The organism is Nocardia sp. NPDC057353, from assembly GCF_042667085.1.
In the GTDB taxonomy this organism is placed as follows: domain Bacteria; phylum Actinomycetota; class Actinomycetes; order Mycobacteriales; family Mycobacteriaceae; genus Nocardia.
Genome location: NZ_JBHVAK010000004.1, coordinates 54,325 through 70,413 on the forward strand (window position 1 = coordinate 54,325; position 16,089 = coordinate 70,413).

General features: G+C 75.1%; 14 protein-coding genes. 2 read left to right on the plus strand and 12 right to left on the minus strand.

What is annotated here, in order from left to right; translation table 11 throughout:
- Nucleotides 1-70 precede the first annotated feature (70 nt).
- From ACFUUZ_RS03190 to ACFUUZ_RS03240, 11 genes are all read right to left on the minus strand, one after another.
- Nucleotides 71-1,630: an ABC transporter ATP-binding protein gene (locus ACFUUZ_RS03190; RefSeq protein ID WP_378692017.1), complete on the minus strand. Its 1,560-nt coding sequence runs from the start codon at nucleotides 1,628-1,630 to the stop codon at nucleotides 71-73.
- Nucleotides 1,627-2,430 (minus strand): ABC transporter permease, encoded by an 804-nt coding sequence (locus ACFUUZ_RS03195; protein WP_378692019.1) that lies wholly within the window; start codon nucleotides 2,428-2,430, stop codon nucleotides 1,627-1,629. Before ACFUUZ_RS03195 ends, ACFUUZ_RS03190 begins: the two co-directional genes overlap by 4 nt.
- A complete protein-coding gene (locus tag ACFUUZ_RS03200) occupies nucleotides 2,427-3,371 on the minus strand; it encodes an ABC transporter permease (RefSeq protein WP_378692021.1) in 945 nt (314 codons plus the stop codon). The genes ACFUUZ_RS03195 and ACFUUZ_RS03200 overlap by 4 nt, the downstream gene beginning before the upstream one ends.
- A complete protein-coding gene (locus ACFUUZ_RS03205) occupies nucleotides 3,368-4,906 on the minus strand; it encodes an ABC transporter substrate-binding protein (RefSeq protein WP_378692023.1) in 1,539 nt (512 codons plus the stop codon). The genes ACFUUZ_RS03200 and ACFUUZ_RS03205 overlap by 4 nt, the downstream gene beginning before the upstream one ends.
- Complete coding sequence (locus ACFUUZ_RS03210; protein WP_378692025.1) at nucleotides 4,906-5,784, minus strand: class I SAM-dependent DNA methyltransferase; 879 nt, start codon at nucleotides 5,782-5,784, stop codon at nucleotides 4,906-4,908. The genes ACFUUZ_RS03205 and ACFUUZ_RS03210 overlap by 1 nt, the downstream gene beginning before the upstream one ends.
- Nucleotides 5,781-7,007 (minus strand): MFS transporter, encoded by a 1,227-nt coding sequence (locus ACFUUZ_RS03215; protein WP_378692027.1) that lies wholly within the window; start codon nucleotides 7,005-7,007, stop codon nucleotides 5,781-5,783. The genes ACFUUZ_RS03210 and ACFUUZ_RS03215 overlap by 4 nt, the downstream gene beginning before the upstream one ends.
- On the minus strand, nucleotides 7,004-8,134 hold the full coding sequence (locus ACFUUZ_RS03220; protein WP_378692029.1) for an enolase C-terminal domain-like protein: 1,131 nt from the start codon (nucleotides 8,132-8,134) through the stop codon (nucleotides 7,004-7,006). Before ACFUUZ_RS03220 ends, ACFUUZ_RS03215 begins: the two co-directional genes overlap by 4 nt.
- Nucleotides 8,131-9,204: a PLP-dependent cysteine synthase family protein gene (locus ACFUUZ_RS03225; protein WP_378692260.1), complete on the minus strand. Its 1,074-nt coding sequence runs from the start codon at nucleotides 9,202-9,204 to the stop codon at nucleotides 8,131-8,133. The genes ACFUUZ_RS03220 and ACFUUZ_RS03225 overlap by 4 nt, the downstream gene beginning before the upstream one ends.
- 188 nt (nucleotides 9,205-9,392) lie before the next feature.
- Nucleotides 9,393-10,202 (minus strand): Rossmann-like domain-containing protein, encoded by an 810-nt coding sequence (locus tag ACFUUZ_RS03230; RefSeq protein WP_378692031.1) that lies wholly within the window; start codon nucleotides 10,200-10,202, stop codon nucleotides 9,393-9,395.
- A complete protein-coding gene (locus ACFUUZ_RS03235) occupies nucleotides 10,199-11,491 on the minus strand; it encodes an ATP-grasp domain-containing protein (protein WP_378692033.1) in 1,293 nt (430 codons plus the stop codon). Before ACFUUZ_RS03235 ends, ACFUUZ_RS03230 begins: the two co-directional genes overlap by 4 nt.
- 201 nt (nucleotides 11,492-11,692) lie before the next feature.
- Nucleotides 11,693-12,244 (minus strand): AAA family ATPase, encoded by a 552-nt coding sequence (locus ACFUUZ_RS03240; RefSeq protein WP_378692035.1) that lies wholly within the window; start codon nucleotides 12,242-12,244, stop codon nucleotides 11,693-11,695.
- Nucleotides 12,245-12,387: 143 nt separating this feature from the next.
- Here ACFUUZ_RS03240 and ACFUUZ_RS03245 point away from each other — a divergent pair, with 143 nt between their 5' ends.
- Nucleotides 12,388-13,809: a phosphatase PAP2 family protein gene (locus ACFUUZ_RS03245; RefSeq protein WP_378692037.1), complete on the plus strand. Its 1,422-nt coding sequence runs from the start codon at nucleotides 12,388-12,390 to the stop codon at nucleotides 13,807-13,809.
- On the opposite strand, the gene ACFUUZ_RS03250 is transcribed toward ACFUUZ_RS03245, so the two are convergent.
- Nucleotides 13,793-14,734 (minus strand): hypothetical protein, encoded by a 942-nt coding sequence (locus ACFUUZ_RS03250; RefSeq protein WP_378692039.1) that lies wholly within the window; start codon nucleotides 14,732-14,734, stop codon nucleotides 13,793-13,795. The genes ACFUUZ_RS03245 and ACFUUZ_RS03250 overlap by 17 nt on opposite strands.
- Before the next feature lie 242 nt (nucleotides 14,735-14,976).
- Between ACFUUZ_RS03250 and ACFUUZ_RS03255 the strand changes: the two genes are divergently transcribed.
- A complete protein-coding gene (locus ACFUUZ_RS03255) occupies nucleotides 14,977-16,023 on the plus strand; it encodes a YihY/virulence factor BrkB family protein (protein WP_378692041.1) in 1,047 nt (348 codons plus the stop codon).
- Nucleotides 16,024-16,089: the final 66 nt, after the last annotated feature.

Sequence of the window (16,089 nt, forward strand, 5' to 3'; positions counted from 1 at the left end):
ACGCCCCGCGGCGGTCGGACTCGCCGGCGCACCCCGCTGAACTGTTCCGGTCGGGTGCGCTCGGCCCCGGTCATACGAGCGGCGCGCTGCTGGGGGCGTGGCCGGTGGCGCCGAGGATCGTCGCCGCGGGGCCGTGGTCGACGACCCGGCCGTCGTGCAGCACCGCGACGGTGTCGGCGATCCGGGCGAGCACGGCGAGGTCGTGCGCGATCACCACGCGGGTGATCTCGAGTTCCGCCAGCAGGTCCAGGATCGCGGCCCTGGTGACGGTGTCCAGCGCGGTGGTGATCTCGTCCGCGATCAGCAGCCGGGGCCGGGCCAGCAGGGCGCGGGCCAGCGCGGAGCGCTGCAGCTCGCCGCCGGAGAGGTGCGCGGGCCTGCGGGCGGTGGTCGCCGCGGGCAGCCCGAGGCGCTCGAGCAGTTCGGCGGCGGCCGCGCGGGCCGCGTTCGTGCGCAGGCCGCGCAGCCGGATCGCGGTCCTGGCGATCTGCTCCAGGATCGGGCGGTGCTGATCGAAGGAGCCCGCCGCGTCCTGGAAGACGTACTGCACGTCGGCGATTCCGGTCCGCCCGCGGGCCGCGAGGGTGCGGGGGAGCGGGGTGCCGTCCAGGCGGAGCTCGCCCGCGGCGGGGACGTGCAGCCCGGCGAGGCAGCGGGCCAGGGTGGTCTTGCCGCTGCCGGAGCGGCCGACGATGCCGAGGCAGGTGCCCGGCTCGACGGTGAGGGTGACGTCGGCGAGCACGACGTCGCCGTGGTGCCCGGCGGCCAGTCCCGCGACCTCCAGCCGGGCTGCCCTGGTGCTTCCCGCAGTTCCCGCACCGGGCGCGCCGCGCAGTTCTCCGGCGGGCGGCGGTAGCGGATCGCGCTCACGCGCGCCGGAGTGCTTCGCGATGCCCTCGATGCCGCCGCCCCCGCCGCGATTCCTCGGAGCGGCCGGTGCGGCAGGTGCCGCGGCCACCAGGGCGCGGGTGTACTCGGCCGCCGGTGCGGCGAACATCGCGCCCACCGGCCCCTCCTCGACCACCCGGCCCCGATCCAGCACGACCACCCGATCGGCCAGGCTCCGCACCACGTCCAGGTCGTGGCAGAGCACCAGGACGGCGATCCCCGCGTCGCGCAGCGCCCGCAGCTCCGCCACGATGCCCGCCCTGGTCACCGGATCCTGCCCGGTGGTCGGCTCGTCGGCGACGACCAGCACCGGATCGCCGAGCAGCGCCATGGCGATCAGCAGCCGCTGCTGCTGCCCGCCGGAGAGCTGGTGCGGGAAGCGGCGCAGGAAGGCGCGGTCGGCGGGGAGGTGCGCCCGGCGCAGCGCGGCCGCGAGGTCGGCGGTGCCGTGGTGCGCGGCGATCTCGCGCAGCGCGGAGCCGATGCGCCGCACCGGGTCCAGCGCCGCCGCCGGGTGCTGCGGGACGAAGGCGGCCCGGCCCGCGACCCGCGCCGACCCGCGCACCGCGGCCCCGGCCGGGAACTCGCCGAAGAGCGCGAGCGCGGTCGTGGTCTTCCCGCTGCCGGAGCCGCCGACCAGTGCGACCACCTCGCCCGCGGCGATCCGCAGCCCGACCTCCGCGAGCAGTGCGCGGTCGCCCGCGGTGACCGAGAGCGCCGTGACCTCGGCGACCGGGGTCACCGGTGCCGCCGATCCGTGGCCTGGTCGAAAATCAGGTTGAGTCCGACGGTGAGCGCGACGATGAGCAGGGCGGGCACGACCACTCCCCAGGGTTGCAGGAACAGGCCGGCGCGGTTGCGGTCGACCATGACGGCCCAGTCGGCGGCGTCGGGAGCGACGCCGATGCCGAGGAACGAGGCGGAGGCCACCAGGTACAGCGCGGCTGTGAGCCGGATGCCGAGGTCGGCGGCGAGGGTGCGGAGCACGGAGCGGCCGACGTAGCGGACGGCGATGTAGCCGCGGGTCTCGCCCTGCAGGCGGAGTGCTTCGACCGCGGGTCTGCCCGCTACCTCCAGTGCGGCGGCGCGGACCACGCGGACCACGTCGGGCAGGTTCACCAGTGCCACGGCGACGATGACCATGGCGGTTCCGGCGCGGGCTATCCCGGCGACCAGGATGAGCAGCAGGAGTGAGGGGACCGCCAGGAGCAGGTCCAGTGGGCGCATGAGTGCCTCGTCCACCAGGCGGCGGCGGGTAGTGGCGGCGGCGAGCGCCACGGGGATGCCCGCCAGGTAGGAGAGCGCGGTGGCGGTGAGGGCGATCAGGACGACGCTGCGGCCGCCGAGCAGGACCTGGTGCCAGACGTCGCGGCCGACGAAATCGGTGCCGAGGGGGTGGTCGGTGCCGCCGGCGAAGGGGATGCCCCTGGTGAGTTCGTCCGGGACGAACCAGGGGCCTGCCAGGGCCAGGAGCAGAGGAATGCCCAGTAGGGCGATGCCGGTGCCGTACCGCGCGACCCTGTATCGCTTCGGGGCGCTCATCGCAGCCCCGCCGTGCGGGGCGCCAACCGGAATGCGACCACGTCGGCGACCAGGTTCACCAGTACCGTCGTGGTGGCGAAGAGCACCGCGAGGCCCTGCACGACCGGCAGGTCACGGGCGGCGACGGCGTCGACGAGCGCGGTTCCGAGTCCGGGGATCACGAACACCGCCTCGACCACGATCACCCCGCCGAGCAGCCAGTCCACCGTGCGGGCCAGCTGCTGCACGGCGGGCGCGACGGCGTTCGGGAGCGCGTGCAGGTAGCGGATCCGCCATTCGGGCAACCCGATTCGCACCAGCTGCCGGACGTACCCGGACTCCAGCGCCTCGATGGTCCCGGCGCGCACCAGCCGCGCGACCGAGCAGATCGGGCGCGCGGCCAGCACCAGCAGCGGGAGCACGAGCACCGCGGGTTCGGTGAACGGGTTGATGCCGACCGCGGTCGGCGGCAACCACCCCAGCCCGACCCCGAACACCGCGACCAGCAGCAGCGCCAGCGCGAACTCCGGCACCGCGTGCAGCCCGATGCTCACCCCGCTCACCACCCGGTCGATGACCCCGCCCTCCCGGCTCCCGGAGAGCACCCCGAGCCACACCGCCAGCGGCACCAGCAGCAGCAGGGTGCACCCGGCCAGCAGCAGCGTCGGCGGCACCGCCGAGGCGAGGAACTCACGCACCGGCCGCTCGGCGGCGAGCGAGGTGCCGAGGTCGCCGCGGGCCAGCCCGGCCAGCCAGTCCAGGTAGCGCTCCGGCGCGGGCCGGTCCAGCCCCATGGCGGCCCGGATGCGCGCGATCCGCTCCGGGTCCGGGTTGTCCCCGGCCAGCGTTACCGCCGCATCCCCTGGCAGCGCCTCCACCAGCAGGAACACCAGGGTGACGACGGCGAGCACCTGCGCAGCGCCGAGCGCGAGCCGCCGCGCCACGTACCGGCCGAAGCTCACGCCATCCAGACCTTGTCGAAGCGCGCCCAGTCCAGCGTGTTGGCGGGCGCCGACGCCACCCCGGACACCGAGCGCGCGGTGCCGACCACGCTCTCCCCGAACCCCCACCACAGGTAGCCGCCGTCGCTGTGCAGCATGCGCTGCATGCGGGCGTAGAGCTCGGCGCGGGCGGCCGGGTCGGCGGTGGCGACGGCGGTGTCGTACAGCGCGTCGAACTCCGGCCGCTGCCACTTGGTGACGTTGTTGCTCGCGCCGCTGAGCAGCCGCTGCGCGATGTGCGTCTCGATCGGCATGGTGCCGGAGCGGAAGCTGGTCAGCACCCCGGTGTTCAGGGTGTCGGCCCAGTAGGTGTCCTTGTTGCCCTGCACCACGTTCAGCGTGAGCCCGGCCGCGCGGGCCTGGTCGGCGAGCACGGTTGCCGCCTCCACCATGCCCGCCGACGCGGTGGAGGTGAGCAGGTCGATCCGCGCCCCCTCCGCCCCGGCCGCTTTCACCAGGGACCGCGCCCGCTCGATGTCGACGGCGCGCTGCGGGATCGCCTCGTCGTAGTACTGGTAGCCGCGGCCGTACAGGTCGTTGCCGACCTGCCCGGCGCCGGAGAGCACGCTGTCCACCAGCTGCTGCCGGTCGGCGAGCAGGAAGAGCGCCTCGCGCAGCTCGCGGCGGTCGAACGGCGGCCGGTCCACCTTCATGGCGAAGCCGTGCGCCAGGCTGTTCGCCGACCGCACCACGGCCACCCGGCCGCCCGCCTCGTGGCTGCGCGCGGTGGTGGCGGAGAGGTCGTGCGCGTACTCCACCTGGCCGCCGAGCAGCGCGTTGATCCGCGCCGACTCCTCGTTCGCGAGCAGGAACTCCAGCTCGTCCAGGTGCGGGGCGCCGTCCCAGTGGTCGGCGAAGCGGGCCAGCAGGGTGCTGCGGCCGGGCTCGAAGGAGCGGAAGGCGAAGGGGCCGGTGCCGTTCGGGCGATCGAAGTCGGTGTGTCCCTCGGGCACGATGTAGGCGCCGAAGGCGGCGAGCACGTTGGGGAACTCGACGAACGGGCGGCGCAGCGCGAACTCCACCGTGCGGTCGTCCACCGCGCGGCTCGCCGCCAGGTCGATCACGGTGAGGCTGGAGCGGGCGCGCAGCGCCTGCGCGGGGTCGAGGATGCGGGCGTAGCTGGCCAGCACGTCCGTCGCGCGCAGCGGGCGGCCGTCGTGGAAGACCGCCTGCCGCAGCGTGATCCGCCAGCGGGTGAGCGAGGCGTCCGGCTCCCAACGCTCGGCGAGCCGCGGCTGCGGGGCGACGTCGGTGCCGAGGTCGGCGAGCTTGTCGTAGAGCGCCTTGGCGCGGGCGGCCTCGACGAAGAGGTTGGCCTTGTGCGGGTCGAGGACCTCACGGGCCCCACCGCCCGCGAACACCGCACGAAGCCGGCCGCCCGCGCGCGGGGCGGCGGCGGGGTCCGGTCCGGTGCCGCAGGCGGCGGCGAGCGCGAGGGTGCCCGCGCCCGCGGCGAGTCCGAGGAACCGGCGCCGGTCGAGGGTGGGGTGCTGCATCAGGTTTCTCCTTCGGGGGCGGCCGCCCGGAGCCGGGCGACCAGGTGCAGCCGATCGCCGGAGGCGGCGTCGGGGGACGGCGCCGCGCCGGGTTCCCACACCGGGTCGGTGCGGGGGCCGGGGCCGTCGAAGAGGGCGAGCACGTCGAATCCGGCGACGGCGAGGAAGTACCGCAGCTCCTGCGGAAAGAGCAGCCGCCAGGCCGATTCCTGGTGCAGCGCGGTGCCGTCCGGGAGGGTCCAGCGCCGCTCCCGGCGCAGCAGTTGCGCGGCGTGGTCGATCCGCAGGGTGGTGTGCGAGCGGTAGGTGGCGCCGCGCCAGGTCAGCGCGCGGGTCCTCGGTCCGCCGAGCAGTTCGGTGTCGCCGAGGAAGAAGGCGCCGTTGCGCATCTCGGCGATCAGCAGCCCGCCCGGGGTGAGATGGTGTGCGCAGTGCGCGAGGAAGGCGGCGAGCTCGGCATTGGTGTGGCAGTAGAGCAGCGCGCTGTCCAGGCAGGTGATGGTGTCGAACCGGGTGCCGAGCCGGAAGGCGCGCAGGTCGCCGTGCACGAAGTTCGCGGCCGGGTGGGTGGCCCTTGCGTGGTCGAGCATGGCGGTGGCGGAGTCGAGGCCGGTCACGGTGTAGCCGATCCCGGCCAGGTACCCGGCGTCCCGCCCGGTGCCGCAGCCCAGGTCGAGCAGGGTGCGTCCGCCCCGGAACCGGCGTACGGTCTCGTCGACGAAGCGGGCGGCCCGGTGCCCTGGGTCCGGGAACTGTGCCTCGTACAGCGCCGGATTATCGGTGAGGAAGTTGCGCGCGCGGAGCGCGTCCGGGGATTCGCCCGGGCTCGCCGCGCCCGCGCCGGGCATCGTCTGCGGCGATGCCGCCTCGCCGCTCACGCCACGACCTCCGCCCGCGGCAGCGCACCGAGCCGGTGCAGCAGCGATACCGCCGCGGCGCACCCGAAGCCGATCCCGGCACAGACCAGCGCCGCGATCCACCCCGTGTCGTGCCCCCCGAGCTCGCCGAGCGCGCCGACCGCGGCGGTGCTGACCGCCGCGACCACCCCGGACACCAGGTAGAACATGCCGAAGTAGGTGCCGGTGTCGCGCTCGGTGGTGAACGCGGGGATCAGCTCGTACACGAACGGCTGCGCGATCATGATCCCGACCGCGAGGAACACCGTCGTCACCAGCACGGGGACCAGCGCGAGCGGCGGCGCCAGTCCGAGCAGCGGCGCCGCCCCGAGCAGCGCGAACCCCGCCCCCATCACCGCCATGCCGAGCGCGAGCGCGGGCCCCCGCTCGGGTCGGGCGCCGAAGCGCCTGGTGATCGGCACCTGCCCGGCGAAGGTCACCAGCGTGGAGACCGCGAAGAGCGCCGCCACCGCGCTCGCCCACCCGGTCGCGCGCTGCGCCGCCACCGCCAGCACCAGGTACAGCTGGTTCTGCAGCGCGAACATCCCGCTCAGCGCGAGCGTGAAGGCCAGAAAGCGGCGGTCCCGCAGACACGCCCACCACTGCGCGGGCACCGACCGCTGCTGCGGCGGCACCGCGCGGCCCGGCAGCACCGCGGCCTGCGCGAGCGTGAGCAGCGCGAAGATCCCCGCCGCGACCAGCGCCGAGACCCGGAAGTCGACGAAGACGAGCACCGCCCCGAGCGCGGGCCCGGCCAGCGCCCCGGCCTGCGCGAACACATTGAACAGTGCGAACGCCTCGGCCCGCCGGTCGGTGGCGACCGCGATGTAGGCGCGCACCGCCGGGTTGAACAGCGCCCCCGCCAGCCCGCTGAGCACCGCCGCCGCCAACAGCACCGGCACCGATTCGCCCAGCGCGAAGAGCCCGAACCCGACGGTCCGCAGCCCGCACCCGGCGATGATCACGCCGCGCGCGCCCAGCCGGTCGGCCGCGGTGCCGCCGAGCAGGAAGAGCCCCTGCTGGGCCAGGTTCCGCACGCCGAGGACCACCCCGACCAGCGCGAGCGAGAGCCCGACATCGTCGGTCAGGTAGGTCGCCAGGTACGGGATCAGCAGGTAGAAGCCGAGATTCACGCCGAACTGGTTGATCAGCAGCAGCCGGACCGCGAGCGGGAAGGTGCGGAACGAGCCCATGGTCCCGCTCACGGCGCCACCCGCCGCACGCCGAGGCCGGGGGTGCCGTCCGGGCGGAGCAGGCCGTCGTGGCCGCCGAGCCCGGTCCACGGGTCGCGGGCCAGCAGCAGGTGCCCGTCCAGGTCGACCCAGCGGGCGTGCGGGGTCAGGTGCACGGCCGGGGCGATGCCGAGCGAGCTCGCCACCAGGCAGCCGAGCATGACCGCCAGCCCGGAGCGGTGCGCCTCGGCGATCATGGCGGTGGCGGGTGCCAGCCCGCCGCACTCGGCGAGCTTCACGTTCACCCCGGCGACCGCGCCCGCCAGGGCGCGCACGTCGGCGGCGCTCACGGCGTCCTCGTCGGCGATCACCGGGACCGGGCTGCGCGCGCTCACCCAGGCCAGGGTCTCCGGGTTCCCCGGGGCGACCGGTTGCTCCACGGCGTCCAGCCACGGGAGGCGGTCCAGGACGCGGACCGCGCGCTCGGGGCTCCAGCCGCCGTTGGCGTCCGCGATGACCGCGACGTCCGGCGCGGCACCGCGCACCGCCTCGAACCGCTCGACATCGACGTCGTCCCCGGCCTTGACCTTCAGCACTCGGAATCCGTTCTGTGACAGTGTTCTCGCCTGCCGGGCGGCCTCCGACGGGGCGCCGATCCCGATGGTGCGCGCGGTCGCGACCGGTGCGAAGGGGGCGGCGCGGCGGACCGCGCTCGCCGGACGCGCGGCGACGGGCGCACCCGGCTCGACGGGTCCCGCGGTACCCGGCCGCTCGGCCTGCGGGCTTCCGGCCCCCGAACCGCGGGGTACGGCGAAGTCGAGCGCGTACACCGGACATCCCGCGCGGATGCCGAGCAGATCGTGCGCGGCGGCGTCGACCGCGGCCCGCACCCCGGCGGGCGGGGGAGCGGCGGCCAGCGCCGCCAGCACCTGGGCCCCGTCCGCGGCGCGGGCCAGCCCGGGCCGCAGCTCCTCGAGCGCCCGCACGATGCCGGGAACATCGAGCCCCAGCCGCGCGCTGGTGACCACCTCGCCGTGCCCGCACACGCCGTCCGCGTCGGTGAGCAGCACCTCGACCGCCTCCCGCGCCGCCATGCTGCCGCGCGCGATCCGCAGCGGCGCGGCGAGCGCGAGCGCGCCCACCCGCCAGGACACCCTCACGCGGGCACCCGCTTCGCGGCCAGCGGGTCGACGACGGAGCGGCACCTGGTCCAGCCGGAGACGGCGACGCAGCCGGGATCCGCGACCTCCACCGGGTACGGGCGGTGCGGGGCGAAGAGCCCGGCGCGGGTGCAGAACTCGTCGTCGAAAATGGTGCCCAGGTAGCGGTGCGGCCCGTCCGGGAAGATCGCCACCACCGAGACCGGCGCCTCGACCCGCGCCAGCCAGGCCGCCACCGCGGCGACCGCGCCGGTGCTCCAACCGCCGGTGACGAAGCTGTGCCTGGCCAGCCTGCGGCAGGCGTCGACCGCCTCCGCCGGGCCCAGCCAGTGCACCTCGTCGAAGGCCTCGTAGGCCACATTGCGCGGGTGGATGCTGCTGCCGAGCCCGCGCATGAGCCGCGGCCGGTCCGGCCTGCCGAAGAGCGTCGAGCCCACCGAATCCACCCCCACCAGCCGCACCCCCGGCCGGTGCCTGCGCAGCTCGCGCAGCACCCCCGCGCTGTGCCCGCCGGTGCCGACGCTGCACACCAGCACGTCGATGTCGTCGAGCTCGGCGAGCAGCTCGCGGGCCAGCGCCGCGTACCCGGCGGGGTTGTCCGGGTTGTCGTACTGCGCCGGGTACCAGGCGCCGGGCAGCGCGGCCAGCACGCTCCGCACCCGCTCCAGCCTGGCCCGCTGCCAGCCGCCCGCCGGGTGCGGCTCGGTGACGACCTCGAGTCGGGCGCCGTGCGCGGTGAGCAGCGCCCGCATGGTGGGCTCCAGCTCGGCGTCGACCACGAGCACCACCGGGTGCCCGAGCAGCTGCCCGGCGTACAGCAGCCCCAATCCCATGGTGCCGCTCGTCGATTCGACGACCGGTGCGCCCGGCCGCAGCTCGCCGCGGGCCCTGGCGGCGGTGAGCATGGCGACGGCGGCGCGCGCCTTCATCCCGCCGGGCCGCAGGTACTCCAGCTTGGCCCAGAAGCCGCGGTGCTCGTGCGGCAGCGGGGTGGTGATCCGGGCGAGCGGGGCGGCGCCGAGCAGGTCCCGCAGCGCCGGATTCGCGACCGGGACGGCGAGGTCCGGCAGGTGCGGCGCCCCTGCGTCGCGCTCCGGGCCCGACTCGCTCACGCTGTGTGCATCCGGCGTGAGCGGGGGTCCTCCGTGGTCACGCTCCGCTACCGCCTCCGGCCCTGACCCGCTCACGCTGTGTGGATTCGGCGTGAGCGGGGGTCCTCCGTGGTCACGCTCCGCTACCGCCTCCGGCCCTGACCCGCTCACGCGGCCTCCTGCCGGTAGCGGTGCAGCACGCTCGGCCCGCCGTCGAGCCAGAAGAACGGGTACGGCTCGGCCGAGAGCGCGGTCACCCCGGCGCCGACGAAGCAGCGCAGCACCGCGGCCCCGGTCTGCGCGAACACCACCAGCGGCAGCCCGTGCGCCGCGGCGTACCCGCGCAGCGGCTCCAGCGTGCCGTTGGCCAGCGTCATCCCGGAGACCAGCAGGGCGTCGCAGCCGGGCAGCGCCGCCGCGGCGTCGGTGCCGATGGGCTCGCCCCACTCGGTCCGCCCGCCGGTGTGGTCGCAGGCCCGGTACCCGATCCCGCGCGCACGCAGCACCCGCAGCAGCGAGTTGACCACGCCGACGACCAGCACCGTCCGCACCCCGGAGCCCAGCAGCTCGACCACCGCCGCCGCCCGCGCCTCGGACTTGGCCCGGGAATCCCCGCCGGGCACCGTGACCCGCTCGCCCGCGTGCGGCCACGCCGCCGCCAGCACGGCGTCCAGCGCGGCCACCCGCACCGGCAGCAGCGGATGCTCGAACAGCGTCTCCGCCGGGGTGCCGACACAGGCGTGCACGGCCTCGTCACCGACGCTGCCCGGCGCCACCGCCGCCGAGCCGACCGCCGCTCCGACCCGCAGGCTGAGCACGTGGTTGCGGTACCCGGTGCGCCGCCCCGCGTGTTGGGCGCCCTGGTGCGTGGTGAAGGCGACGGTCACCGGTTCGGCCGCGACCGCCGGAGCCGCCGCGCGCACCCGCCCGGCCAGCTCGGTGAGATCGGTGACGCGACACAGGCTTTCCGGGATCACGGCGCCACCGCCCCGGCGAGCTCCTCGTAGCGCAGCTCCAGCCGGTCCAGCAGCTCCTCGGCCCGCCGCCGCGCCCCCGCACCCGCCCGGTCCACCACCATGAGGTGCCCGAGGTAGGTGTTGTTGCTGGTCGGATCGCCCGCGACGGCGCCGGGCTCCGGCAGCACCGCCTCCACCACGTCCGGCAGCGCGGCCAGCTCCGCTGCCGCCCCGCCGCCGCGCAGCCCGACCGCGCCGAGCGTCCCCGCGCGCGGCGGCACGATCAGCCCGATCGCCGCACTCCCGGCGCCGGTGTCGACCGGCTCGAGGTCCGGCTCCTCGCCGAGCGCGAGCCGAGCGTGCACCATGGGCAGGTCGATGCCGGTGACCCGGCGCACCAGCTCGGTGATCCGGTTCCCGGCGGGTCGCGGGTTCACCTCGACCAGCCGCGGCCCGTCCGGCGTCAGCCTGACCTCGGTGTGCGCGACCCCGAGCCGCAGCCCGAGCGCCGTCACCGCGGCGACCGCGAGCCCGGCGGCGGCCGCCCGCTCCGGCTCCGGCAGCGCGGCGGGGAACATGTGCCCGGACTCCACGAAGAACGGCGCCCCGGTGAGGCTCTTGTCGGTCACCCCGATCACCGCGGTGCCCGCGCCGGTGGTCACCGTCTCCACGCTCACCTCCGGCCCGGTCAGCAGCTCCTCCAGCAGCACCGCGGGCACCCGCGGCTGCTGCCTGGCATTGGTGGTGGCCGCGGTGGCGGCGCCGTGCGCGGCGCGCAGCTCGGCCTCGTCCGCCACCCGGCGCACGAACATCCCGGCGCACAGGTCGACCGGCTTGAGCACCAGCGGGTACCCGAGCTCAGCCGCCGCCGCTGCCGTCTCCGGCCACCCGCCGGTGACGGCGAAGCGCGGACCCGCGACGCCCGCCGCGGCCAGCGCCGCCCGCGCGCGGTCCTTGCGGCAGGCGCGCGCGGTGGCGTCGGCCCCGGCGCCGGGCAGCCCGAGGTGCTCGGCGACCGCGGCCACCGCGGGCAGGTAGTAGTCGCAGGAGGAGACCACGCCGTCGAAGCCGAGCACCGCGTGCAGCGCGGCGACCCGGGCCGGGAGCGCGGCGAGGTCGTTGGTGTCGGCGGTGAGCAGGTTCTCCGCCGCGAGCAGCGGGTGCACGGCGTGCCCGGGCGGGGTCTTGCGCAGGTAGTGCCCCAGATCGCGGGTCAGGAAGCTGAAGCGGTGCCCCGACTCCCGGATCGCCCGCGGCAGCAGGGTGCTCATCGCCCCCACCCAGCTCTCGATCACCAGCAGATGTCCCATGCCGACCGTCCTCCCGCAAGCCTGTGGCAAATGACAATCATTTTCATTCAGCGGATCAGTAGTAGCACAGACCGGCCTCGCGCGCACCCGCGCGCCCCGGGAGCAGGCACGTTCGGTCGCGCCGGGCCGCCCGTGGAAACCATTGGCGACCAGGCGATTCGGCCCGTCGGTCGAGCCGCGACGGTGCTTGCGGCCCCGAACTCAGCGCAGCGGGAGGACCCCGGTCGTGGTTCGGCCCGCGGCGGCCAGCACGCGCTCGGCGAGCCACCCGCTGTCCACCGGCGCACCGGTGTCGACCCGGACGGTCGGGGTGAGGCCGAGCGGCGCGGCGTGCGCGGCCCAGGTGTCCCAGTGCTCGGCGAGCCGCTGCTGGTCCTGGTAGAAGGCGGGGCGGCGGCGGTCGGCGTACCGGCTGCGGGCGGTCTCGGCGGGCACGTCGCACCAGACCTCGACCGCGCGCTCGGCGGCGCAGCGCTCCAACCCGGCCCGGGCGAGGTGCAGGTCGCGCGGGCGGAACCACCACGAGTCGACCACGACGGTGCCCGGCACCGCGCGGGCCAGCGCCCACACCGCGTCCATCGCGACCCCGCCGAGCGCGGCCACCCCGGCGGCGTCGTCGACGCAATCGGCCAGCGCCTCCTTGACCACGTCCTTGGCCAGGAACTGCGCGCCGAGCGCCGCGGCCAGCGCGCGCCCCACCGTCGACTTCCCCGACCCGGGGAGGCCGTTGACCAGCACCAGGAGCTCCGTCATAGCGCCATCATGCCCCCGGCCCCCGCCGATACCGGGGAGGCGGCGCTGGAACGAGCGGGTGGCCGCCCGGTTACTGTCGGCGATTGCCGGGGTGAATTCCGGGAATCCGGCCACGACGAAGTGCTCGACCAGGAGGTATCGCAGTGACCGTCGATCGGCTCGACGAGGAGACGACGCAGGCGGCCACCGGGCGGTACGCACTGCGCAGCGCGATCTCGCTGCCCGCGGTCGCGGCGGCGGGCGCCGGGTTCGCGGTGCTCACCACGTTGATCGGCGCGAAGTGGGAGCCGCTGCTCACCTCCGATCAGAGCGTCAGCGACGCGGTGGTGGCGCGGGTGGCCGAGCACCGGTTCCTGTACGAGGTGCTCAGCGCCCTCACCGACCTCGGCGCGACCGTCACGCTGGTCGCGCTGCTCACCGTCGGCGTGCTCTGGTTGCTGCTGCGCAAGCAGCCGTGGCTCGCCGCCTTCGTCGTGGTCACCGGCGTGGGCGGGCTGATCCTCAACCCGGTGGTGAAGGCACTCGTCGGCCGGGTACGGCCGGTGATCGAGACCCCGGTCTACCGCACCGACGGCTGGAGCTTCCCGAGCGGCCACGCCATGAGCTCGACGGTCTGCTACGGCGTGCTGCTGCTGGTCTTCGCGCCCGCGCTGGCTCCGGTCGCCCGCCGCACCCTGACCGCGCTGATCCTGACCGTGGTGGTGGCGGTGGGGCTGACCAGGATCGGGCTCGGCGTGCACTACCTGACCGACGTGCTCGCGGGCTGGCTGCTCGGCGTGGTGTGGCTCGCCGTCGCCGCGCTCGCCTTCCACCGCTGGCGGGTGGAGTCAGGGGAGCCGGACGCGGGGCCGCTGCCCGGCGACGTCCCGCCCGGCGACACCGACGCCCTGCGCCCGGTTCCCGCGAACCACCCGCCGACGCTGCCGCACCCGTGGCGCGGGCTCGGCGAGCTCGCGGTCGCCTGGGTGCTGCTGCTCGCCCCGCTGATCGGACTCGGGCTGCTGGTGCGCGCGGTCGGCGCCGACTCCACCGGCGAGCACGGCCTGGTCGCGCTGCTCGCCGAGAACCGGACGCCGCCCGTCACCGCCGTGCTCGACGTGTTCGGCGAGGTCGGCAACACGCTCGCCATCATCGTGGTGGCGCTGATCGTCGCGGTGCTCGCGGTCGCCGTCTTCCGCACCTGGCGCCCCGCGCTGTTCCTCACGGTGGCGCTGCTCGGCGAGATCACGCTCTTCCTCACCACCGCCGCGGTCGTCGACCGGCCGCGCCCCGAGGTCGAGCACCTGAACCCCGACCTGCCGCCCACCGCGAGCTTCCCCTCCGGCCACGTCGCCGCCGCGCTCACGCTCTACGGCGGCATCGCCCTGCTGGTGTGGGCCTCGACCCGCGAGCGCCGATACCGCCTGCTCGCCGGTGCGCTGCTGCTGGTCCCGGCCCTGGTCGCCGCGCAGCGGCTCTACGCGGGCGCGCACCACCCCGCCGACATCCTCGGCTCGGTCCTGCTCGCCACGGTCTGGCTCGGCGTGGCCTGGTGGGTGGTCCGCCCGGTCACCCCCGTGCGGTAGCGCCGCCCCGCGGCGGCTCGGCCACCGCATCGACCACGGCCAGGTCGACCTGCCGGGTGACGCAGGGGGAGAGCGGTTCCCGGCGCCAGAAGTAGTCGTCCAGCCCCTTGGCGAACCAGGAGGCGGAGAAGATCGTGACCCCGGCGACCTCGACCACCCAGGTCGGGCCGAAACCGCCGGGAAGCTCGTCGATCCCGGCGATCGCGGTGACCGCGAAGAAGCCGATGGCGACGATGATGAGCAGACCGCAGACCAGGTGGAACCGCCAGGTGATCCCGTTGTCGATCGCCGCGAACACCCCTTCCAGCCGCCGCCACCGCGGCCGCGCCCGCACCTGGGCGGGCCGGAGCATCGGGTAGCGCCGGTCCCGGTAGGCGGTGTAGAGGCAGATGGCGATGAACGCCGCGAAGGCGGCGATCGCGCACCCGTTGTGCCAGAGCGCCACCCGATCCTCGCCGAAGTGCTGCTGCAGCGGGGTGAGCGCCGCCTCCGCCACCCCGCCGCCGCACTCGCCCGCGGGCACCGGACCGGGCCGCCGGGTCGGCAGCGTCGCCACCCCGATGATGGCCAACCCGGCAACCAGGCTGAACACATTGCCCAGCGTCGCCCGGGTGATCTTGTAGGCGGCGAGCAGGAACCCGACGATCCCGAGCCCGAGCACGAAGATGTCCCGCGCCCCCGAGTGGTAGTAGGCGCTCAGCGACCCGCGCACCCGCACGCAGCTCTGCCCGAGGAAGAGGAAGTCGAACCCGATCAGCGCCACGGGCAGCAGCACCCCGACGAGCCCGGCCACGAACCGGATGATCACCAGCGACCTGACCGTTTTCCCCTGCGCGAACGCGGCGGCGTCGTCGGGCGCCAGCTCGGCCGGGGCGACCACCTCCCGCGGCCCGGTGGGAACCTCGACCGGCACCTGTGTAGTCATGACGAACCTCCCCATCGCTCCCGAGCCCCCGCTCGGCTCGGGGCGAAGCGTAACCGCAGGCGACCCGGGTTCGGCGCGCCGCGGCGGCGATGTCGATCGGACGGGGGACACGCGCGAGGCACCGCCCGGTGCGCCCGGATCGCGGGCGCGGCCGCCTGTTTCGGCGCGACATCGCGGCACCCGGCCTGGCCGGATATCGCTGTCCGCGGTTTACCCCGCCGCACCGCGGGCACCGGAACCGTATGAGCGCGGAGCACGGCGGACAGCGGAACGAAGCGGGACCGGCGACGGGGGCGGGCGCCAGGCCGGACCTCGACCCGGACGAGCCGAGCAGCCCGGCGGCGCTCTCCAGACCGTCGCTGCTCGCGGTGGTCAAGCGCGCGGCCAAGGAGTTCCAGCGCGACAACCTGACGGATCTGGCCGCCGCGCTCACCTACTACGCGGTGCTCTCCATCGTGCCCGGCCTCATCGTCCTGGTCTCGCTGCTCGGCCTGCTCGGCCCGGCCGCCGCCGACGAGCTGGTGAACCAGGCGCAGCAGCTCGCGCCCGGCTCCAGCGCCGACTTCGTCCGCACCCTGATCGAGCAGGCGCAGAACAACAAGCAGGGCGCCGGGCTCGGCGCGATCCTCGGTCTCGCGGTCGCGCTGTGGTCCGCCTCCGGGTACGTCGCGGCCTTCATGCGCGCCTCGAACACGGTCTACGGCATCGGCGAGGGGCGCCCGATCTGGAAGACCGTCCCGATCCGGCTCGGCGTCACCGTGATCGCGGTGGTCCTGCTGGTCGTCTGCACGGCCATCGTGGTCGCCAGCGGTCCGGTGGCCGCGCAGATCGGGGAGTTCCTGAAGCTCGGCGAGACCGCGGTGACGGTCTGGTCCATCGCCAAGTGGCCGGTGCTGTTCGTGCTGGTCTCGGTGCTGCTGGCGATCCTGTTCTGGGCCAGCCCGAACGCCCGCCAGGGCGGCATCCGCTGGGTCAGCCCCGGCGGCGTGATCGCGGTGATCATCTGGCTGGTGATCTCGATGGGGTTCGCGCTCTACATCGCCAATTTCTCCTCCTACGACAAGACCTACGGCTCGCTCGCGGGCGTGGTGATCTTCCTGGTCTGGCTCTGGCTGACCAATATCGCGCTGCTGCTCGGCGCCGAGGTCAACGCCGAGCTGGACCACGGCAAGGCCATCGCGGGCGGGCTGCCGGAGAACTTCCAGCCCTTCGCCGAGCCGCGGGACACCCGCAAGCTCGACGACGACCAGCGCGCGGCCGCCGAGGAGGCGGCGAAGTACCGCGGATGACCCTATTGGGTTGACAGCCTGTTCGGCGAATCTCATACTTTCGGCAGACACACTGTCCGCTGAAAG